Source organism: Rhodoferax ferrireducens, assembly GCF_031458075.1.
Taxonomy (GTDB): domain Bacteria; phylum Pseudomonadota; class Gammaproteobacteria; order Burkholderiales; family Burkholderiaceae_C; genus Rhodoferax_B; species Rhodoferax_B ferrireducens_A.
Map to the genome: position 1 here is coordinate 1347031 of NZ_JAVDXT010000002.1, position 19349 is coordinate 1366379.

Genomic DNA, 19349 nt, shown 5'->3' on the forward strand with positions numbered 1-19349 from the left:
GCCCGGCAGCCCGCGCACCCGGCGGGCGCTGCGGCGGCCCGACCGCTGCGCATTTTCAATTTCTGGGAGCCCTTGCTTGCAGCGCTACACCTTGATCCGTTACGTGCTTCTTTGCTGGGCGCTGCTGGCGGTCGGGTCGGCCCATGCGGTGACGGTGGCCTTCATCAACCCCGGCAAATCGAACGAAGCCTACTGGGTCGCCGCAACGCAGGCCATGCAGGTCGCAGCCCGCAGCCTGGACTGGCAGTTGGAGGTGCAGTACGCCGAGCGCGACCACCTGCGGGTGCTGGACCTGGCCCGCAGCATGGTGGCGCGGCCACCGGCCCAGCGGCCCGACTACGTGATCCTGTCCAACGACAACGCCACCGGTGCCGAGCTGTTGCGGCTGTTTGACGGCTCGGGCATCAAATGCTTCATGGCCTTCAGCCGGCTGTCTGCCGCCGACGAAGCCCAACTGGGCGGGCCACGCCAGCGCCACAAGGACTGGATAGGTTCGCTGGAGCCTTTGGCCGAGGAGGCCGGCTATCTGACGGCCAAGGCCTTGATCCAGCAGGGGCGTAGCGCCCGCGCCCAGGCGGCCGACGGCAAGCTGCATCTGCTGGCGATCGCCGGCGACCGTTCCACCCCCAGCTCGGTGCGGCGCAACGAAGGCCTGCAGCGCGCCGTGGCCGAGGCCCAGGACGTGGTGCTGGAGCAAACCATTTACGCGGGCTGGACCCGCGACAAGGCGGCCGAGCAAGCCGACTGGCTGTACGAACGCTACCCCACCGCCCGGTTGGTCTGGGCCGGTAACGACCTGATGGCCTTTGGCGCGATGCAGGCGCTGGAAAAACGCGGCGGCACGCCGGGCAAGAACATGTGGTTCAGCGGCATCAACGCCTCGGCAGACGGTATGCAGGCCATCCAGTCCGGCCGGCTGGCGGCGCTGGCCGGTGGCCATTTCATCGCCGGCGCCTGGGCGCTGGTGATGCTCTACGACTACCACCACGGCCGCGACTTTGCCGACGAAGGCCTGCAGCTCGAAGCCTCGATGTTCGTGCTGTTCGACCCGGCCATGGCGCGCAAGTTCGAAGCCCGCTTTGGCCAGCGCTACGACAGCATCGACTTTCGCCGCTACAGCAAGGTGCTGAATCCCAAGCTGGCACGCTACAGCTTTGGGTTTGCCCAACTGCTGCGCTGATTGCACACTGCGCCCATGCCGAACCTTCCTTTCCGATCGCTCGCCGGGCATTTGATACGCCGCACCCTGGGCCTGGCCCTGTGCTGCATGGTGGCGGTGTTTGTGGTGCAAGTGGGCATCATGCTGCAGCACCAGCGCAAAGAGTTTGAACGGCTGGCCGACGAGATCGCCAAGACCAGCGTGCCGCTGCTATCGGTCAGCCTGTGGGACATCGAGCTGCGGGCCGTGCAGCAGCAGGTGGCGATGATGGCCGAGCGCCCGGAGGTTGGCTATGTGATGCTCACGGTGGGCACCGGCCAGCAGTTCCAGGCGGGCAATGCGGCGCTACAGCCCGAGTCGAGCAGCCTACGGATTGCTATTCCCGCGCCGCAAGGCAAGAGCGTGATTGCCGAGCTGCGGCTGTGGCCGAATCCGCAGTTCGCTATCGACGAAATGGTGCACACCGCCTGGACCGTGCTGGCCGGCTACGGTGTGTTCACCGTGCTGATCTGCAGCCTGATCGCCTACCTGCTGCGCCGTGAGCTGCAGATACCGCTGCAGCGCCTGGCCCAGTTCGCCAGCGAGCTGACGCCGCAAACCCTGGTGCAACCCCTGGCGCTGGACCGGCCGCGGCGCATCCACACCGACGAGATCGACCTGGTGGCGCACGGCTTTTCCAAGCTGCAGAACGGCTTGCGCACCCATATAGCCAACCTGGACAAGATGGTGGCCGAGCGCACCCAGCAGCTGGAAGCGCTGGCCGAGGCCAACCACGTGCTGTCCATCACCGACCCGCTGACCGGCTGCTTCAACCGCCGCACGCTGGAGCCGCGGCTGCTGGAAGAAATCGAACGCGCCCACCGCTACCAGCGGCCGTTCTCGGTGATCTGCCTGGACCTGGACCACTTCAAGCAGATCAACGACAGCTACGGCCATGCGGCCGGCGATGCCGTGCTGTGTGCCACCGCCGACCACCTGCGCAATGCCACGCGCTTCCGGCTCGACTGGACGGTGCGCCTGGGCGGCGAGGAGTTTTTGATCGTGCTGCCCGAAACCGTGCTGGCTACCGCGCTGCAAAACGCCGAACGCCTGCGCCAACTGCTGCAGGCCGAACCTGTGTGGTTCGAAGGCCAGCGCATCGACCTGACGGCCAGTTTTGGCGTGGCCCAGTGGCAGTACGACCAGGCATCGGCCGAGCTGGTGCAACTGGCCGATAGCCTGCTCTACCAGGCCAAGGCCGCGGGCCGGAACTGCATATTCCCGCAGCTGCCTGCTATTGAATAGATAGCTGCTGGCGCAATATCTATCAGCGCCAGAGCCCGATTTTCTTTAAATTGGCTTAGCTGACCACCAGGTTCTTGTAGACCCCGCAGCCAACGGCCAGATCGTCCACCAGCTGTACGAACGACATCTTGGTCTGGACCCGGCCGGTGGTCGGGTTGGTGATGTCGTATTCGACCCAGCCCGGTTCGTGCTCGGCCTGGTTGTAGATGGACTGCAGCAGGCCAGAGCCGTCGATACCGGCGATGTCCTGCACCCGGGTACCGACCTTGGCCGGGTTGCCGCCAAACGCCACATAGGTGCCGTTGCGGTCCAGCACGAACACATACATGTCGCGGTCGTGGAAGCCCTGGGCCGGATTCGTCAGCTCGCGCAGAAAGCTGTCGCGGGAGCCGCGCCGGCGGTGCGCCAAGGCTTTTTCGACCAGCGCGCGGGCTTCTTCGGCCGAGCCCTGCTGCAGCTTGAACAGCGCCACCGCTTCCACCAGGGTCGAGGCCCGGCTTTCCAGGGTCGAGGCCTGGGTGACGGCGTGGTCGACCATCTGGGCGTTCTGCTGGGTGATTTCGTCGAGCTGGCGCACGGCCGAGGTGATCTCGCTCAGGCCGGTGCTCTGCTCGGCGCTGGAGTTGGAAATCTGCGCCATATTGCTGGCCACGTCGCGGATGCCGGTGACGATGGCGTCCATATTGCTGCCGGCAGTGCGGATCTTCTGCACGCTGGAGCCCACCTGGCTGCTGGACGCGCCGATCAGCTGGCGGATCTCTTTGGCGGCTTCGGCCGAGCGCTGGGCCAGCGAACGCACCTCGCTGGCCACCACGGCGAAGCCGCGGCCCGATTCACCCGCGCGGGCCGCCTCGACCGCGGCGTTCAGCGCCAGGATATTGGTCTGGAAGGCTAGGCCGTCGATCACGCCGACGATCTCGTCCATGCGCTGGGCGCTGCTCTGGATGGCTTCGACCGAGGCAATCGCTTCGGCCATGCTGCTCGCGCCCTGGTTGGCCGCGTCGCGCACCCGGGCCGCCTGGGTATTGGCCTGGCCGGCGGTCTGGGCCGTGTCCTGCACGGTGCTGGACAGCTGCTCCACGCTGGCCGCGGTTTGTTCGAGGTTGGCGGCCTGCTGCTCGGTGCGGTCGGACAGGGCGCGGTTGCCATTCGCCAGGCTGGTGCCCGCATGGGCGACGAAGGCCGCATTGCTGCGCACATTGGCCACCATGGCCGATACGGTGGCGCCCATGTGCTGGGTGGCGGCGGCCAGGCCGGCTAGTTCGTCACTGCCGCGCAGTACCAGGCGCAGCCGCAGATCGCCCTTAACCAGCTGCTCCATGGCCTGGCGCACCTGGCCCAGGTCCTGGGTAAAGCTCATGAAGAATGCCAGCAGGCCGTACAGCGCCAGCAGCACGCAGATGCCGCTGAGCCAGGCCACAGCGGTCGAGCCGCCGCCCGAGAACACGTACTGCAGCAGCACCACCAACGGCGTAGCCAGCAGCACCAGCGCCAGTAATAGCAGCTTGGCGCCCAGGCGCATGCTGCGCATCAGCCACAGACCCGGGGAAAACAGGGTTTCGAAAATCATGCGTTTGTCTCTCTTTGTAATTGCACTGCTGGTGTCTTGCCGCCCAGCGCTTGTATCTGAACGTGCTTACAGCAAACTGTCAACGCCACGGTACCGGGTCGCGCGCATGATCTGCTACCAATAAAGTAGCGTCTGGCGCAGACTGTTACTGCGCCAGAGCCCGATTTTCTATAAATTCAGACAGCGTCGACACGGCCCAGGGCCAGGGCCGCAATATCGTCATGCCGCAGGCCGGTGCCCAGGGTCTTCAGGCGCTCGAAGCTGGCGGCGTCCAGCTGCTGGCGCACCAGGTGCTCGGCGCATTCGGCGCAGCGGGCTTCGTTGACCTCGCGCGACTTGCCATGGGCGGCATGCACCGTGTCGGCATAGCCGAGCAGGCGGCTGGCGGTGTGCGGCCGGCTCTCCAGCGCGGCCAGCAGGGCCAGGTTGTCGGCGGCGTAGACCTGGGCGTCAAAGTGCAGCACCTGCGGCCAACAGGTTTCCAGCAGGGCGCGGGCCTGCTGGGTATCGCCCTTGGCCAGCCAGGCGCCGGTCAGGTGCAGCTGCACCAGCAGCAGGGTGGCCATGTGGCGGGTGCCGGCCAGCCGCGCCTGCAGCGCCAAATAACGGCTGATGGAGGCGTCGACGCGGCCCGCGGCCAGCTCCATGTAGGCAATGATGTCCTCGCCGCGCAGCAGGGCTTCGGAATAGCCGGCCAGCGCGTCCAGCGTGGCTTTTTGCAGCAGCTGCTCGATGGCCTGGTCGAACCGGCCTTCGATGAAGTTGCAGGTCAACGAGGCAAACAAGCCGTAGCTGCGCACGATGGGCGGCCACGCCGGGTCTTCCAATGCCCACATCTCGGCCAGCACCTCGCGCTGCTCCTGGCGCTGTTCGGGTCCGTAGGTCAGTGCGTAGACCAGGGCCGCCAGCGCGTGGTACAGGTTGCGCTGTTCGCCGGGCTGGGCCCGGTACAGCGTGGCGGCGCGGCGCGCCAGGCGACAGGCCAGCGCTGGCTGGCGGTAGGCCCAGAAATATGCGGCCCGGCTCGACCAGCGGGCTTGTAAATCCGCCGGCAACTGGTCGGTGACCAGCAGGGCGGTGGCTTGCCAGACAAAGCGGCGTTCGCGCCGGCGGTCGCTGGTCAGGGCCTCGGCCAGGCCGGGGGCGATGGCAACGGCGGTATGCGGATCGTGCTGGATGGCCCAGGACAGCGCCTCGTGGCCATTGCTGAGGTCCGGCGCCAGCGATACATACCAGTCGTCGATGCGCTGCTTGCCGCTGAAGAAATCGCGGTCTGCCTGTTCGAACAAATGGCGCATGGCCTGGGCGTGGCGCTGGCGCAGCGCAGTATCTTCGCCGGCGGCCGCCAGCTGCTCCAGTGCGTAGCTGCGCGGCGTGTCGAGCAGGCGGTAGCGCGGGGTGTCGCCACCGTCGGCAATCACCAGGGAGCGATCGACCAGGGCACCCAGTACGTCGACCACGGCCCAGGCGTCGAGATCTTTGTCGGCCACCACCTGCTGGGCCATTTCCAGCGAGAAGCCGCCTACGAACACCCCCAGGCGGCGAAACACGGTTTGCTCGCTGGCATCCAGCAGGCCATAGCTCCACTCCAGCGCGGCGCGCAGGGTCTTCTGCCGCGCCGGCGCACCGCGGCCACCGCCATTGAGCAGGCGCAGGCGCTCGTTCAGCGAATTCGCCAGCGGCACCAGGCCCAGCAAGGGCACGCGGGCGGCGGCCAGCTCGATGGCCAGCGGCAGGCCGTCCAGGCGGCGGCAGATCTCCACCACGGTGGCCAGGTTCTGCGGGCCCAGTTCGAAGCGCCGGTCGGCGGCCTGAGCGCGCTGGGCGAACAGGGCGACAGCGCCGAAGTTGCGTGCTTCGTCCAGCGTGGTGGCGCGCTCGGGCAGGGCCAGCGCATCCAGCCGGTACACCCATTCATTGGCCAGCTTCAGCGGTGCCTGGCTGGTCACCAGTACCTGCAGCTGGGGAGCGGCCTGGTGCAGGGCTTGCAGGATGCGCGCGACCTCGTCCAGCAGGTGCTCGGCGTTGTCGATAGCGATCAGCATGGACAGCGGGCGCACGGCCTCCATCAGGCCCTTCAGCGGGTCGCCGTGGCCGGACTGCAGGCCCAGAGCACCGGCCACCGTGCTGGCGACGAACTCGGGCGAGGTCTGCGATGCCAGATCAACCCAGGCCACGCCATGCTGGTGGGCGCCGCGGCGCTCGTGCAGCAGCCACTGGGCCAGCAGCGACTTGCCGATGCCACCGGCTCCGACGATGGTCAGCAAGCGGTGCTGGCCCATCAGGTTGCCGAGGTTGGATACATCGTGGGTGCGGCCAATCAGCGGCGTGAGCACCAGGGGCAGGTGGGTGTTGTTGGGCTGGGGGGCGCTGGGCGGTGGCGGCAAGGGCGGCTGGGCGATGTCTGGCGCCGCGTCGCTGGCTTCCAGCGCAAACCGGTAGCCACGCCCGGGGATCGTGACGATGGCCTGCGGCCCGAGCAGCTTGCGCAGCGCCGACACCTGGGCCTGGAGGTTGTTTTCCTCGACCACCAGGCCGGGCCAGGCCAGGTCCAGCAGCTCGTCTTTGGAGACCACGCGGTCGCGGTGGTGCAGCAAGGCCATCAGCACATCGAAAGCCCGGGCGCCGGGGTTGGTGCTTTTGCCGTCTACCAGCACCACGCGCTGGGCGGGGCGCACTTCAAAGCGGCCAAAACGATAGCTGTGTAACAACAAAACTCCCTTATCCCAATAGCAAATGATGGTTTATGCAGGCGGCGCATTGCTGCTGCGTAACGGCTTTGTCAATCTGGCGCAAATGCTGAATTTTGACGGATATGTGCGATAGCGCACGGTTTCAGAAGTTTTCAGGCGGGCTTCAGGTGTCCTAAGGACGGCGAAACGCGATGAGAGGAAAGTCCAGTTTGTTGGCACCTGCCACCCCGCCATACCGATTGTCAAGGACAAAACCTATGAACTTCGAACCTTTTGAACCCTTCGAGCCATCCGAACCGTTGGTCGCCCCGGCAGCCCAGGCCGAGCCACATTATTTTGATCGCCCAGGGCTGCTGTGGATCGCCGCCAGCCTGCTGTTTGCCACCGTCGCCGGCCACCTGATACCGGTGCTTGCCGAGCCCGACGGTGTGCGCCAGAGCCTGGCTTCCATAGGCCTGTTCGACAAGCATTCAACGGCGGTTGCCAGCCTGCCGCAGCAACCCCAGGAGGGGGCCAAAAGCCAGCGCCAGCAGCCTACACGAGCGGTTTCCGACTCGCAAGGTGAAACCCCCAACCCCCCGATTGTTCTTCGTCAATTTTGAGGATGCGCGCAATGGACAGCCTTCATAAGATGCACCGATCAACCCGCCGATCCATACGTCGGATAAGCAGCTCTGCAGATCCGTCTCCGCCAGCCCTGCAACGTCTTTTGCCACAGCTCCTGCAACCTTTGCAGTGGGCATCCGCCAGTGTTTGGGAGTTCAGGAAAATAACAATGTTTCGCAAAAAATCCACCAGTGTTCTGATCGCTGAAAGCCAGTCCGAGTGCTTGCTGCGCTGCGCCGAAGCCGTGCACCAGGATGCCGAACTCAGCTTGGCGGCTGCCGTATCCACCGCCGCCGCCGCGATCGCCATGATGGACCAGTGCGCGCCCGATGTGGTGCTGGTGGATCTGCAGCTCAAGGACATGCCGGCAATCGAAGTGATACGCCATGCGGCCTGGCATTTTCCGGAGTCGGACATCGTGGTGATGACCCAGTTTGGCAATGACGAACAGGTGTTGTCCTGCATCGAAGCCGGTGCCACCGCCTATTTGTTCAAGGAAACGGCGGCCGACAGCCTGGCCGACAACATCCACGCCTGGCGCGAAGGCTGTGCGCCGATCAGCCCGGGCATGGCGCGCCGGGTGCTGGGGCGCTTCCGGCTGCGGCCGGGCGTCAGCAGTGGTTCGGCCTGGGCGTTTCCGCTGCGCGAATCGACCCACCCCTTGTCCGCCAGCGAGGCCGGCATCCTGCGCTGGATCGCCCGGGGTATGACTCTGGAGCAAATTGGCGAGCTGGCGGCCAGTCCGCAGCCCTCGGTGCTGGTCCATGTGAAGCAGATCTACCGCAAGCTGGCGGCCCATGCGCGCGGCGAAATGGTTTACGACACCAGCGAACTGGACCCCGGCGCCTACGTACCCGCACCCGGCAATATGCCACAAATTCAATGAACCAAGACGGAACTATCGCATCTGATGCGCTGGGGCATGGCGCCCTGGCCAGGCAAATTTTGGAATCAGGAGTCTTTATGCGCACAACAACGGTACGCCCTAAACCCATGCCCCGGCGCCGCAGCGGGCGAGAATCCTGGTGGTCGGCCCTGGCCTGGCTGGTGTTCTGCATTGCCATGGTGGCGGTGGGCATATTCTTGACCCCCAAGATCGGCGCCGCCTACGCGGCCGAAGACCTGGTCATCCCCAGCACCGCCCATGCGTCTGGCGCCACCCTGGTGTCGGATATGGTGGACTCCGCCGTGCCGATGGCGGCCACCGTGCTGTACCCCAACGAGCGCCTGGATGCGCCCGCGGCGGCGTCTACACCGTGAGCGTGTAGCGACTCTGGAAGGCGCGCGGCTGGCCGGAAATCGGGTCGGCGAAGGCGATGGAGCGGGCCAGCAGCTGCAGCGGCGCGCTGTAGTCGTCGTCGGCAATGTTCACCACCTCGGGGTAGAAGCGGTCGTTACATATCGGTACCCCCAGCGCCGCCATGTGCACCCGCAACTGGTGGGTACGGCCGGTCACCGGCGATAGCTGGTAGCGCGCCCAGTCGCCGTGCCGCTCCAGCAGCGCAATATGGGTTTCGGAATTCGGCTCGCCCGGTGCCTCGCGGTAGCGAAAAAACGGCTCACCCGGCACGATCTGGCTGCGGTAGACCGCCGGCAGCCCGTCGCGCCAGGGCGCAATTGCTTCGTAGTGTTTGTGCACGTCGCGCTGCTTGAACAGCGCGTGGTACAGCCCGCGTTCGGCTGGCTGGATGGCAAACAGGGTGACGCCGGCGGTTTCGCGGTCCAGCCGGTGCAGGGGCGCGAGGCTGTCTATGCCCAGGCTTTGCTTGAGCCGCACCAGCAGGCTTTCCTGCACAAAGCGGCCGGCGGGCACGGTGGGCAGGAAATGCGGCTTGTCGACCACCACCAGATGCGCGTCCTGGAACAGCACTTGGGCTTCGAAGGGAATCCGCGGCTCCTGCGGCAGATGGCGGTAGTAGTAGAGCCGGGTATGGGGGCGGTAGGCGGCGTCCGGCGGCACCGGCTGGGCCTGCTCGTCCAGCACCAGGCCGTCACGCATGCGCTGCAGCCAGACTTCGCGGTCTACCGTGGGGAAGCGCTGCAGAAAGAAATCGATGACGGTGGCCCAGCTGCCGCCGGGCAGGCCGACGGTGCTGGGGCCCACGCCGTCGCGCGTGGGGATCACACCCGTGTGAAGACCAGATCCCACACGCCGTGGCCGAGCTTGATGCCGCGGTTTTCGAACTTGGTCAGTGGCCGGTAGTCGGGCTTGGGCGCATAGTCGGCAGCGGTGTTCTTCAGCAAGGGCTCGGCGCCCAGCACTTCCAGCATCTGCTCGGCATAGTTCTGCCAGTCGGTGGCGCAGTGCAGATAGCCGCCCGGCTTGAGGCGGGCCGCCAGCTTGGCCACCAGCGGGGCTTGCAGCAGGCGGCGTTTGTTGTGTTTCTTTTTATGCCATGGGTCGGGGAAGAACACGTGGATGCCGTCTAGGCTGGCCAGCGGCAGCATGTGGTCTATCACCTCCACGGCGTCGTGCGAGCAGATGCGGATATTCGTCTGGCCTTGCTCGCCTACGCGTTTGAGCAGTGCGCCCACGCCGGGCTGGTGCACTTCGCAGCACAGAAAGTTCTTTTCGGGCAGCAGCGCGGCGATCGAGGCCGTGGCTTCGCCCATGCCGAAACCGATTTCCAGGATGTTCGGCGCGCTGCGGCCGAAGGCGGCGTCCAGGTCCAGCGGCGCAGCGCGGTAGGGCAGCAGGAATTGCGGACCCAGGGTTTCAAAGGCCTTGGCTTGCCCGCTGGTGGTACGGCCGGCGCGCAGCACAAAGCTCTTGATGGTTTTGGGGTGGGACACGGCAGCGGGAGCACCGTCGGTCGCCACGCTGAGGGGGGAGGGTTCGTTATGCATGGATGGCAGAGGATATTCCATTTCTGCCACGCCCCGCACAGAGCCGGCCGGTTCAGGCTGCGTAACGGCTGCGCCAAATGTTGACCCAGTGCGCCAGCGCCATGGCAGGGATGTCGCTCTGCGGCGGCAGGCCCAGCACCTGGGCTGCAGCGTTCAGGGTGGCCAGCGGCGCACGCGTGTCCAGCGCCTGGGCACCGTTTTGCTTGGACAGCTTTTCGCCATTGGCGCCCAGCACCAGCGGCGTATGCAGGTACTGCGGTGTGGGCAGGCCCAGCGCCTGCTGCAAGCGGATCTGGCGCGGCGTGTTGTCGGCCAGGTCCTGGCCGCGCACCACATGGCTGATACCCTGGGCTGCATCGTCCACCACCACCGCCAACTGGTAGGCCCACAGGCCGTCGGCGCGGCGCAGCACGAAGTCGCCCACCGCAGCCGCCAGGTCCTGCTGCTGCGGGCCGAGCAGCCGGTCGCTCCAGTGCAGTACATCGCTCACTACTGAATTGATAGCAGCTTGCGCCGGTGGAATATGCGCCAACGCCTTGTTTCTTATAAATTTATCGGTACGCAAACGCCAGGCCCGGGCCGGCCGGCCCTGCAGGCCATTGCGGCAGGTGCCGGGGTAGACCAGCTCGGTATTGCGCTGGCGCAGCTGGCCGCGGGCGGCGCAGGCGGCTTCCACGTCTTTACGCGAACAGCCGCAGGGGTAGGCCCAGCCCGCGACGACCAGCTGGTCCAGCGCCTGCTGGTACAAGGCGCTGCGCTGCGACTGGACCGTGGGCGGCGCATCGGGCAGCAGGCCGCAGGCGGCCAACTGGTGCAGGATCAGCGCATCGGCACCCGGTACGCAGCGTGGCGTGTCCACGTCTTCGATGCGCACCAGCCATTGGCCGCCATGCGCACGCGCGTCCAGCCAGCTGGCCAGCGCAGCCACCAAAGATCCGGCATGCAAGGGGCCGGTGGGCGAGGGCGCGAACCGGCCTATGTAGCGCCCGGGGAGCACCGCCAAGTCCGCTCAGGCAATCGCCAGCGCCATCTCCAGGCCGGAGATGAACGCATCTTCCACCCGGTGCCCTATGCACCAGTCGCCGCAGGCGCCGATGTTGGACTTTTCGTCCCACAGATGGCTACGGCCCAGGGGCTGCACGGTCTGCGCATAGCGCCAGCGGTGCACTGCGGCATGGGCGGGTTCAGCGCGGATGCCCGTGACTTCGGTGAAGGCTTTCAGCAGCTTGGATTGCACGCGGGCGGCATCGTCTTCCAGGTGTTCCAGTGACCAGGCCACGCCGGCCTGCACCGTCCAGCGCTCCACCCCGCCGCGGCCGGGCTTGCTGGATTCGCGCGCCAGCCAGGAGATGCGGTGGTGGGTGCTGCGGGCGGCGTTCCACTGCGGACCCAGGTGCGCCATGTTGGGCTGGATGGCCTGCGGAAACGCCAGCATCAGCGTCCAGCAGGGGGCGACCTGCACGTGGTGGATGTCGCGCACCAACCGGGCCGCCTGGGCCGAGTTCTGCAGCAGGTTTTGCACCTGTGGATGCGGCATGGCCAGGATCACGGCGTCAAAGCCGGAGAACACATGCTGCGCGTCGGGGGCGCCGGGCATGCCGGTGGTGCGCAGTTGCCACTGTTTTTTGTTCAAGGGGTCGCGTTCGATGCGGGTAACCTGGGTTTCCAGTTCGACCCGGCCGTCCTCCACCAAGGGCTTGGCCCAATGCTTGACCAGTGCGCTCATACCGGGTGCCGGCACCCAGTGCGGTTCGCGCGAGGGCAGGGCGGCGGCGGCCACGCGGCCAAAGGTGTCGAGCACGCGGACCGAGTTGGCGCTCCAGGGCTTGCTCACGCCTTTGGCGGTTTCCAGGGCCAGCGCAAAGCGCGGATCGCGCACGGTGAAGTACTGGGCGCCGTGGTCAAACGTGCCAAAGCTGGTGCTGCGGGTGGCCATGCGCCCGGCCACGCCGCGGCTCTTGTCAAACACCGATACGTTGTGCCCGGCCTGTGCCAGCGTGCGGGCGCAGGCGATGCCAGCCATGCCGGCACCGATCACGGCGATTTGGCGGGGAGCGGTAGCACTGGTTTTGGATGTCATATGTTTTGGTTTTCTATGAAGTGGCTACAGGTAATCGACCAGACACACTCTACACGCAGTCGGCACCCGGAATGGGGCGGGCACGCATACGCAGCCAATTAGCGCGCATGGCACATCCCTAATTGCTTTGCTGGCGCTCCAGCAGCGCGGTGCGGGTGGCCGGGCTTTTCAGCTGCTGCAACCACCATTGCAAGGCCCGGCCATGGGTGCTGCCGGCTTCGGCACGCCAGGCGTAGCTGATGCTGAGGATGCGCGACGGCCGCTCCACCGTGCGGCTGACCAGGCGACCGGTCTCCAGGTAAGGGCGCGCCAGTCCCTCGGGCAAGAAGCCGCAGCCCAGGCCGCGCAGCTGGGCCTCCAGTTTGGCGCGCATGCTGGGGACGGTCAGCACATCCTGGCCACCCAGCAGGCCGAAGGTGAGCGCATTGCCGCGCTGGGTTGAGTCGGCCACGGCTACAGCCCGGTGTTTCTCGATCAAGGTATCGCTCAGCGGCTCGGGCATGCTGGCCAGCGGGTGGTGCGGCGCCACGGCGAAGATGAAGGGCATCGTGCCCAGCACCTCGCCCAGGATATTGCTGTTTGAATTCATCTCCATCGCCACCCCGATAGACAGATCGGCCTGGCCGGTGACCAGCGCGTCCAGCGTGCCGTGCAGCACCTCTTCGCGCAGCTTGACGCGGGTCGGCGGGCTCATGGCAAAAAAGGCTTCGCACAGCTCCATCACCGTGGAGCGCGAGATCACGCTGTCCACTGCAATCGTCAACTGCGGCTCCCAGCCAGTGGCCACGCGCTTGACCCGGTTGGCCACCGCGTCGATTTCTTCCAGCAGGCGCTGGCCTTCGCGCAGCAGCTCGGCTCCGGCCACGGTGAGCTTGGCCTGGCGCGAGCTGCGGTCGAACAGCAGCACGTCCAGCGCGTCTTCGATATTGCGCACCCGGTAGGTGAGCGCGCTGGGCACCATGCCCAGGCTGCGGGCGGCGGCGGCAAAGCTGCCCTGAGTGTGGATGGTGACCAGCATGGAGAGGGCGTCGGGCGTCAGTACATCGCGGGCTGTTTGCATGGTCAGTCTACTTCCGTTGAAATTATTCGAATGATGCCATCAAATGCAGTGGACTGCAGGAGCGCACCCCAGGCCTAAAGTTCAGGCCATGGATTCGGCAAGCGGATCCTCACCAAACCAAGGAGCTTTTATGTTGACCATTCGTAAATCCCAGGACCGCGGCCACGCTGACCATGGTTGGCTCAAGTCACACCACAGCTTTTCGTTTGCCGGCTACATGGACCCCAAGCACATGGGATGGGGCAATTTGCGGGTGATCAACGAAGACACCATCACCCCTGGCGCCGGCTTCGGCACCCATGGCCACCGCGACATGGAAATCATCAGCTATGTGCTGCAAGGCGAGCTGGCGCACCGCGACACCATGGGCAATGTCAAAGCCATTCCGCCCGGTGACGTGCAGCGCATGAGCGCCGGCCGCGGTGTGCAGCACAGCGAGTTCAACCATGCCGACAATGCGACCACGCATTTCCTGCAGATCTGGATCGAACCAAACGTGAAAGGCATCCAGCCCAGCTACGAGCAAAAGAGCTTTGCCGAGAGCGAAAAGCGTGGCACGTTGCGGCTGGTGGCATCACCCGATGGTGCCCAGGATTCGGTGACCATCCACGCCGATGCGGCGCTATATGCGGGTTTGCTGGATGGCGACGAGTCGGCGACTCTGGCGCTGAACCCGGCCCGCAAGAGCTATGTGCACCTGGTCAGCGGTGCGCTGGAAGTCAATGGGACGGCACTATCTACCGGCGATGCGGCCTTGATCGAAAACGAGTCTGCGTTGACACTGCGCCACGGCAAACAAGCCGAGGTTCTGGTGTTTGACCTGGCTGCCTGAATTTTTTGAACCGTTTCAACTCTTAACCCACTTTTAACCGAAGGAAATTCCATGTTTGCATCTCTCCAAAATCCTCTGAGCCTGCTGGGCCGTCTGTTGCTGGCCGTGCTGTTCCTGCCTGCGGGCATCAGCAAGATCACCGGCTTTGCCGGTACCGTGGGCTATATCGGCTCGGTCGGACTGCCGTTTCCCACGCTGGGCGCGGCGCTGGCCATCGTGGTCGAAGTCGGCGGCGGCCTGGCATTGATCTTCGGTCTGGGCACCCGCTGGGCGGCGCTGGTTCTGGCGGCCTTCACCCTGGCAGCCAGCATCTTCTTCCACGCGTTCTGGGCTGTGCCCGCCGAAGCTGCCATGGTGACCCAGCTGCTGTTCATCAAGAACATTGCCGTCATCGGCGGCTTGCTGACCCTGGCTGCCTGGGGCCCCGGTGCCTGGAGCCTGGATGGCCGTAAATAAGTTTGGCTACAGTATTTCCCGTGTGTCGTTTGTTTAACTTTTCTCCACTTTTTTGAAAGTTTGTATGGCAAAAATCGCTGTTGTATTCCACTCTGGCTACGGCCACACCCTGCGCATGGCGCAATCGGTTGCCGAAGGCGCTGGCGCCACCCTGGTGCCCATCGATGCCGACGGCAACCTGGCCGAAGGCGCCTGGGAAACCCTGGCCGCGGCCGACGCCATCATCATGGGCTCGCCCACCTACATGGGCATGGTCAGCTGGCAGTTCAAAAAGTTTGCCGACGCCTCCAGCAAGCCCTGGTTTGGCCAGGCCTGGAAGGACAAGATCTTTGCCGGCTTTACCAACAGCGCCTCGATGAACGGCGACAAGCTGTCGACCATCCAGTACCTGATCACCCTGGCCATGCAACACGGTGGCGTGTGGGTCGGCACGGCGCAAATGCCGGCCAACACCAAGGCTGCACAGCGCAACGACGTGGGCTACCTGGGCACCTTCAGCGGCGCCATGGCCCAGTCGCCATCGGATGCCAGCGCAGCCGAAATGCTGCCGGGCGACCTGGAAACCGCTAGCCTGTTCGGCAAGCGCGTGGCCGAAATCGCCACCAAGTTTCGCGGTTAAGCTGTCAGCTTCCATTTAGAACAGGAGCCGGGCCATGGGTATCGCACTACAACTGACAGGCCACGCCAAGGACCTGGGCGGCGGCTTTCTGGTCCGCCGCTTCCTGCCCTCGGCGCCACGCCAGTCGGTCGGCCCGTTCCTGTTTTTCGACCACTTCGGCCCGGTCACCGTGTTGCCGGGGGCCGGCCACGACGTGCGGCCACACCCGCATATCGGCCTGGCTACGGTCACTTATTTATTCGAAGGTGCGATGCTGCACCGCGACAGCCTGGGCTCGGTGCAACTCATCGAGCCGGGCGCCATCAACTGGATGACCGCCGGGCGCGGCATCGTCCATTCCGAGCGCCAATCGCCGGCGCTCAAAGACGCAACCTACGTGAACCACGGCATCCAGCTGTGGGCGGCACTGCCGCAGGCGTACGAGGAAGTCGAACCCAGTTTCACCCACACCCCCGCGGCGGCGATTCCCGAGCTGACGGTGGGCGACGCCGATGTGCGCGTGCTGATCGGCCAGGCCTGGGGCCAGACCTCGCCGGTGGCCACCTTCGCGCCGACGATCTACCTGGACATCGCGCTGCCCACCGGCGGCCTGCTGGAGCTGCCGCCGCTGGCGCAGGAGCTGGCGGTGTACCCGGTGGACGGCGATGTGGAAATCGACGGCGCGCTGCTGCCAGCCCATACGCTGGCGCTGCTGACGCCCGGCCAGGCCACGCAAATCTGCGCCCCGGCCGCTGTGCGCCTGGTGGTGCTGGGCGGCGACGCGCTGGACGGCCATCGCTTCATCAGCTGGAACTTCGTCTCCAGCCGCAAGGAGCGCATCCAGCAGGCCGAAGAAGACTGGAAGGCCCAGCGCATGGCCCCCGTGCCCGGCGATGCGGAATTCATCCCGCTGCCCGAGCGCCGGCCGGCTGCCTAGAAATTAATAAGAAATAGGCCGTTAGCGCAGATACTGCCTACGCTGGCAGCTCTTATTTCAATAGCATTTAACCGGCAACGCCCTGCGGTACAGGGGCCGCGCTGCGCTGCTGGATACCCTTGTGTACCCGCCACGCCAGGCTGGCTGCCACCAGGGTGGACGCCACCACCACATAGCCGACTACCGGAAAGTGCTGCAGCTTGCCATCGGCGCCGAAGGACACGATGTGGCCGGCCACCAGCGAGGCCACGCCGCCCGACAGCTGCTGGATCGCCGCATTGATGGCGTTGAACGAACCGCGCTGCGTGGCGTCGGGCACCGAGCTGACCAACGCCTGGAACGGAATCATGCGCGAGAAGATGCCGACGAACATCACCACGTTGACCAGCACCAGCAGCGCAAACGGCACGGCCTGCAGGTGCGTGTAAATCAGCACCATCACGATAGTCAGCGCGCTGCCCGCCAGAAACACCGGCAGCTTGCCCCAGGCGTCGGCGGCCTTGCCGATCAGCGGCCCGATGAAGATGGTGCACATGCCGGTAATCAGGTAGATGGTCGGCAGCCGCTCCAGCGGGATGCCCAGGTTGTGCACAGTGAACGCGCTGCTGAAGGGCATCAGCATGAAGCCGCCGGTGGTGAGCAGCGCGGTGGTGGCAAACGCCGCCAGGTAGCGCGGCTCGGCCACGGTGTGCACCAGGTGCAGGAAGGCGCTTTTCTCCTGGCGCACAGCCAGATGGTCGGCTACCGGCTGCATGCGCCAGGCGATCACCAGCCCACCTACGGTGCCCAGTACCACCATGGCGATGAACGGCGCATGCCAGTTCCAGTGGTTCGACAGATACAGGCCTGCCGGCAAACCCAGCACCTGGCTGGCGGCGAAGGCGGTCTGGATCACGCCCATCACCCGGCCGCGCAGCTGCGGCGCGAACAAATCGGTGGCAATCGCCAGCACCACCGAGCCGATCACGCCGCCAAACAGTCCGGTGACGATACGGGCCGCCAGCAGCGCCTCGAAGCTCTGCGCCAGCCCGCACCACAGCGTGCCCAGCACAAAGCCGGTGTAGAAGAACAACAGCAGCTTCTTGCGGTCGAAGCGGTCGGCAAAGCCGGCGGTCAGCAGGCCGGAGGCGCCGGCACTGAACGCATAGGCCGACACCACCAGGCCGAACTGCTGGGTCGACATCTGCAGTGCCGGCATGATCAGCGCGCCCAGTGGCGACATGATCATGAAGTCCAGGATCACGGCGAACTGCAGGAAGGCCAGCAGCCCGGCCACAAAGCGCTGGTAGCGGGTAAAGGTGGCCGGCGCGGCGCCGGCGGGGAAAGAGGGTGGTGTTGGCATGGGTGTCGTTACGCATTCCGGAATGGCAACCCAGGAGGCGGGTGCCTATGATGCGGTATGTTTGCATTTCTTAATAGGTTCCTATGTATATTAATATAGCCTCCTATGTACTGTCAAGCAGAGGCACATGACTGAATTGCACGTACCCCATCCTATGAAGCTGCTGGGCCGGGTCACGCGTGGCTTCTACCGGCTCGCCGATGTCGAACTGCGGCCGTTCGGCCTGGCCACCGGCCAGCTGCCGGTGCTGGTCAGCCTGAAGAACGGGCAGGCCTTGTCGCAGGCCGAGCTAGCGCGCATAGCCCAGGTCGAGCAGCCCAGCATGGCGCAACTGCTGAACCGCATGGAACGCGACGGCCTGGTCGAACGCCTGCCCGATCCGCAGGATAAACGCAGCCGGCTGATCTCGCTGACGGCCATCGCCTCCGAGCGTCTACCCCGGGCCAAGCGGCAGATGGACGCACTGACCAGCCAGGCGCTGGCCGGCTTTACGCCAGAAGAACTTGCGCAGTTCGGCGCCTTTCTGGCGCGCATGAACGACAACATCGAACGCATGGCCGGCGAGGCCGCAGAGAGCACACCCGATGGCCATTGAAATCGAACGCAAATTCCTGGTCACCGGCAGCGACTGGCGCCAGGGCGCGGGCACGGTCTTCAGCCAGGGCTATCTGAACCGCGACAAGCAGCGCACGGTGCGGGTCCGCATCGCCGGCGCGCAGGGTTTTCTGACCATCAAGGGGGCCAACCGGGGTGCGACCCGGGCCGAGTTCGAATACGAGATTCCGCTGGCCGATGCCGAGCAGCTGCTGGCGCTGTGCGAGGGCCCGATCATCCAGAAGGTGCGCCGGGTGCTGGTGCATGCGGGCTCCACCTGGGAGGTGGACGAGTTCGAAGGCCTGAACGCCGGCCTGGTGGTGGCGGAGATAGAACTGGCGTCGGAAGACCAGCAATTCGAGCGACCGGCCTGGCTGGGCCGCGAGGTGACCGACGACGCGCGCTATTTCAACTCGAACCTGGCCACCACGCCATTCAGCGCCTGGTAGCAAGAATTTATAAGAAATTGGCCTCTAGCGCAGGTATTACCTGCGCTAGCAGCTCACATTTTTGTAGCAGCCAGGTCGCTGGCCGACAAATCCGCTTCTAAGGTGCGGCGTTCGTCAAACACGAAGCAGCTGCCGTGGTAGTGGGCGCCATCGGTTTCCTCAAAATATTTGAGGATGCCGCCTTCGAGTTGGTACACGCTGTCCAGCCCGACTTCGCGCATCAGGATCGCGGCCTTTTCGCAGCGGATGCCGCCGGTGCAGAAGCTGACCACCGTCTTGCCTTCCAGCTCGGCCTTGTGTTCGTTCAGCGCGGCCGGGAACTGGCTGAATTTGTCGATGCGCCAGTCGATCGCGCCGTCGAACGTGCCGTGGTCTACCTCGAAGGCATTGCGCGTGTCCAGCGTGACCACCGGGCGGCCGTGGTCGTCCACGCCCTGGTCCAGCCAGCGCTTCACTGTGGCTGCAGTGACCGCCGGCGCCCGGCCTGCGGCGGGCTGGATGGCCGGGTGGTCCATGCGGATGATTTCGTTCTTGACCTTGACCAGCATCTTCTTGAACGGCTGGCTGGCGGACCAGCTTTCCTTGGGGGCAATGTCGGCAAAGCGCGGATCCTTGTGCAAGCGGGCAACAAAGCCGAGCACGGCGTCCGCTGGCCCGGCCAGGAACAGGTTGATGCCCTCGCCGGCCAGCAGGATGGTGCCTTTGAGTTCCAGCTCTTGCGCCCAGCCGTGCAGCAGGTCGCGCAGGGCCGGGGCGTCGGGCAGGTTGACGAATTTGTAAGCGGAGATGTTCAGGATGGAGTTCACCCCTGGATTTTAGAAGCCTGCGTGGGCTCCTAAAAT

General features: G+C 65.4%; 20 protein-coding genes. 11 read left to right on the forward strand and 9 right to left on the reverse strand.

Annotated features, from left to right (window positions below; all coding sequences use genetic code 11):
- Positions 1–76 precede the first annotated feature (76 nt).
- A complete protein-coding gene (locus tag J2X19_RS15280) occupies positions 77–1180 on the forward strand; it encodes an ABC transporter substrate-binding protein (RefSeq protein ID WP_310374412.1) in 1104 nt (367 codons plus the stop codon).
- Positions 1181–1195: 15 nt separating this feature from the next.
- On the forward strand, positions 1196–2443 hold the full coding sequence (locus tag J2X19_RS15285; RefSeq protein WP_116608534.1) for a GGDEF domain-containing protein: 1248 nt from the start codon (positions 1196–1198) through the stop codon (positions 2441–2443).
- Positions 2444–2498: 55 nt separating this feature from the next.
- Here J2X19_RS15285 and J2X19_RS15290 read toward each other — a convergent pair whose 3' ends face one another.
- Positions 2499–4013 (reverse strand): methyl-accepting chemotaxis protein, encoded by a 1515-nt coding sequence (locus tag J2X19_RS15290; RefSeq protein WP_116608533.1) that lies wholly within the window; start codon positions 4011–4013, stop codon positions 2499–2501.
- 176 nt (positions 4014–4189) lie between these two features.
- A complete protein-coding gene (locus J2X19_RS15295) occupies positions 4190–6724 on the reverse strand; it encodes an ATP-binding protein (protein WP_310374415.1) in 2535 nt (844 codons plus the stop codon).
- A 239-nt stretch (positions 6725–6963) separates the two neighbouring features.
- Here J2X19_RS15295 and J2X19_RS15300 point away from each other — a divergent pair, with 239 nt between their 5' ends.
- The 3 genes from J2X19_RS15300 to J2X19_RS15310 all read left to right on the forward strand — a co-directional run bounded on the left by J2X19_RS15300 (position 6964) and on the right by J2X19_RS15310 (position 8572).
- Positions 6964–7308: a hypothetical protein gene (locus J2X19_RS15300; protein ID WP_310374417.1), complete on the forward strand. Its 345-nt coding sequence runs from the start codon at positions 6964–6966 to the stop codon at positions 7306–7308.
- Positions 7309–7481: 173 nt separating this feature from the next.
- On the forward strand, positions 7482–8198 hold the full coding sequence (locus J2X19_RS15305) for a response regulator (protein ID WP_310374419.1): 717 nt from the start codon (positions 7482–7484) through the stop codon (positions 8196–8198).
- A 77-nt stretch (positions 8199–8275) separates the two neighbouring features.
- Positions 8276–8572, forward strand: a complete 297-nt coding sequence (locus J2X19_RS15310) for a hypothetical protein (protein ID WP_310374421.1) — start codon at positions 8276–8278, stop codon at positions 8570–8572.
- Here the strand turns inward: J2X19_RS15310 and J2X19_RS15315 are convergent.
- The 5 genes from J2X19_RS15315 to J2X19_RS15335 form a co-directional block, all read right to left on the reverse strand.
- The gene (locus J2X19_RS15315) at positions 8562–9437 is read right to left on the reverse strand and encodes an RluA family pseudouridine synthase (RefSeq protein ID WP_310374423.1); all 876 of its coding nucleotides are present in this window, start codon (positions 9435–9437) and stop codon (positions 8562–8564) included. The two genes, J2X19_RS15310 and J2X19_RS15315, sit on opposite strands and share 11 nt — an antisense overlap.
- Entirely contained in the window at positions 9434–10159 is a 726-nt protein-coding gene (gene trmB, locus J2X19_RS15320; RefSeq protein WP_310374425.1) for a tRNA (guanosine(46)-N7)-methyltransferase TrmB, read from the reverse strand. Before trmB ends, J2X19_RS15315 begins: the two co-directional genes overlap by 4 nt.
- Positions 10160–10211: 52 nt before the next feature.
- Positions 10212–11162 carry a tRNA glutamyl-Q(34) synthetase GluQRS gene (gluQRS, locus tag J2X19_RS15325; protein ID WP_310374427.1) on the reverse strand — a complete coding sequence of 317 codons (951 nt, stop codon included), beginning with the start codon at positions 11160–11162 and terminating at the stop codon, positions 10212–10214.
- A gap of 6 nt (positions 11163–11168) precedes the next feature.
- Entirely contained in the window at positions 11169–12239 is a 1071-nt protein-coding gene (locus J2X19_RS15330; protein WP_116608526.1) for an NAD(P)/FAD-dependent oxidoreductase, read from the reverse strand.
- Positions 12240–12357: 118 nt separating this feature from the next.
- Positions 12358–13299 carry a LysR family transcriptional regulator gene (locus J2X19_RS15335; protein WP_116608525.1) on the reverse strand — a complete coding sequence of 314 codons (942 nt, stop codon included), beginning with the start codon at positions 13297–13299 and terminating at the stop codon, positions 12358–12360.
- A gap of 130 nt (positions 13300–13429) precedes the next feature.
- Between J2X19_RS15335 and J2X19_RS15340 the strand changes: the two genes are divergently transcribed.
- The 4 genes from J2X19_RS15340 to J2X19_RS15355 all read left to right on the forward strand — a co-directional run bounded on the left by J2X19_RS15340 (position 13430) and on the right by J2X19_RS15355 (position 16122).
- Positions 13430–14131 carry a pirin family protein gene (locus tag J2X19_RS15340; RefSeq protein WP_310374432.1) on the forward strand — a complete coding sequence of 234 codons (702 nt, stop codon included), beginning with the start codon at positions 13430–13432 and terminating at the stop codon, positions 14129–14131.
- A gap of 51 nt (positions 14132–14182) precedes the next feature.
- Positions 14183–14587, forward strand: a complete 405-nt coding sequence (locus J2X19_RS15345; protein ID WP_116608523.1) for a DoxX family protein — start codon at positions 14183–14185, stop codon at positions 14585–14587.
- 64 nt (positions 14588–14651) lie between these two features.
- Positions 14652–15206 carry a flavodoxin family protein gene (locus J2X19_RS15350; protein WP_116608522.1) on the forward strand — a complete coding sequence of 185 codons (555 nt, stop codon included), beginning with the start codon at positions 14652–14654 and terminating at the stop codon, positions 15204–15206.
- 34 nt (positions 15207–15240) lie between these two features.
- Positions 15241–16122 (forward strand): pirin family protein, encoded by an 882-nt coding sequence (locus J2X19_RS15355; RefSeq protein WP_310374436.1) that lies wholly within the window; start codon positions 15241–15243, stop codon positions 16120–16122.
- Positions 16123–16189: 67 nt separating this feature from the next.
- On the opposite strand, the gene J2X19_RS15360 is transcribed toward J2X19_RS15355, so the two are convergent.
- Positions 16190–17464 carry an MFS transporter gene (locus tag J2X19_RS15360; RefSeq protein WP_310374438.1) on the reverse strand — a complete coding sequence of 425 codons (1275 nt, stop codon included), beginning with the start codon at positions 17462–17464 and terminating at the stop codon, positions 16190–16192.
- Between the two features lie 127 nt (positions 17465–17591).
- Here J2X19_RS15360 and J2X19_RS15365 point away from each other — a divergent pair, with 127 nt between their 5' ends.
- Both J2X19_RS15365 and J2X19_RS15370 read left to right on the forward strand, forming a co-directional pair.
- Positions 17592–18059: a MarR family winged helix-turn-helix transcriptional regulator gene (locus J2X19_RS15365; RefSeq protein ID WP_310374440.1), complete on the forward strand. Its 468-nt coding sequence runs from the start codon at positions 17592–17594 to the stop codon at positions 18057–18059.
- Entirely contained in the window at positions 18049–18507 is a 459-nt protein-coding gene (locus tag J2X19_RS15370; RefSeq protein ID WP_116608518.1) for a CYTH domain-containing protein, read from the forward strand. The genes J2X19_RS15365 and J2X19_RS15370 overlap by 11 nt, the downstream gene beginning before the upstream one ends.
- A gap of 53 nt (positions 18508–18560) precedes the next feature.
- Here J2X19_RS15370 and J2X19_RS15375 read toward each other — a convergent pair whose 3' ends face one another.
- Positions 18561–19313, reverse strand: a complete 753-nt coding sequence (locus J2X19_RS15375; RefSeq protein WP_310374442.1) for a sulfurtransferase — start codon at positions 19311–19313, stop codon at positions 18561–18563.
- Positions 19314–19349 lie beyond the last annotated feature (36 nt).

What these genes read in the sequence shown, in the direction of transcription:
- J2X19_RS15285 (WP_116608534.1), top strand. Translation starts at nt 1,196, where the DNA reads ATGCCGAACCTTCCTTTCCGATCGCTCGCCGGGCATTTGATACGCCGC.
- J2X19_RS15290 (WP_116608533.1), bottom strand. Translation starts at nt 4,013, where the DNA reads ATGATTTTCGAAACCCTGTTTTCCCCGGGTCTGTGGCTGATGCGCAGC.
- J2X19_RS15300 (WP_310374417.1), top strand. Translation starts at nt 6,964, where the DNA reads ATGAACTTCGAACCTTTTGAACCCTTCGAGCCATCCGAACCGTTGGTC.
- J2X19_RS15305 (WP_310374419.1), top strand. Translation starts at nt 7,482, where the DNA reads ATGTTTCGCAAAAAATCCACCAGTGTTCTGATCGCTGAAAGCCAGTCC.
- J2X19_RS15310 (WP_310374421.1), top strand. Translation starts at nt 8,276, where the DNA reads ATGCGCACAACAACGGTACGCCCTAAACCCATGCCCCGGCGCCGCAGC.
- trmB (WP_310374425.1), bottom strand. Translation starts at nt 10,159, where the DNA reads ATGCATAACGAACCCTCCCCCCTCAGCGTGGCGACCGACGGTGCTCCC.
- J2X19_RS15330 (WP_116608526.1), bottom strand. Translation starts at nt 12,239, where the DNA reads ATGACATCCAAAACCAGTGCTACCGCTCCCCGCCAAATCGCCGTGATC.
- J2X19_RS15335 (WP_116608525.1), bottom strand. Translation starts at nt 13,299, where the DNA reads ATGCAAACAGCCCGCGATGTACTGACGCCCGACGCCCTCTCCATGCTG.
- J2X19_RS15340 (WP_310374432.1), top strand. Translation starts at nt 13,430, where the DNA reads ATGTTGACCATTCGTAAATCCCAGGACCGCGGCCACGCTGACCATGGT.
- J2X19_RS15345 (WP_116608523.1), top strand. Translation starts at nt 14,183, where the DNA reads ATGTTTGCATCTCTCCAAAATCCTCTGAGCCTGCTGGGCCGTCTGTTG.
- J2X19_RS15350 (WP_116608522.1), top strand. Translation starts at nt 14,652, where the DNA reads ATGGCAAAAATCGCTGTTGTATTCCACTCTGGCTACGGCCACACCCTG.
- J2X19_RS15355 (WP_310374436.1), top strand. Translation starts at nt 15,241, where the DNA reads ATGGGTATCGCACTACAACTGACAGGCCACGCCAAGGACCTGGGCGGC.
- J2X19_RS15360 (WP_310374438.1), bottom strand. Translation starts at nt 17,464, where the DNA reads ATGCCAACACCACCCTCTTTCCCCGCCGGCGCCGCGCCGGCCACCTTT.
- J2X19_RS15365 (WP_310374440.1), top strand. Translation starts at nt 17,592, where the DNA reads ATGACTGAATTGCACGTACCCCATCCTATGAAGCTGCTGGGCCGGGTC.
- J2X19_RS15370 (WP_116608518.1), top strand. Translation starts at nt 18,049, where the DNA reads ATGGCCATTGAAATCGAACGCAAATTCCTGGTCACCGGCAGCGACTGG.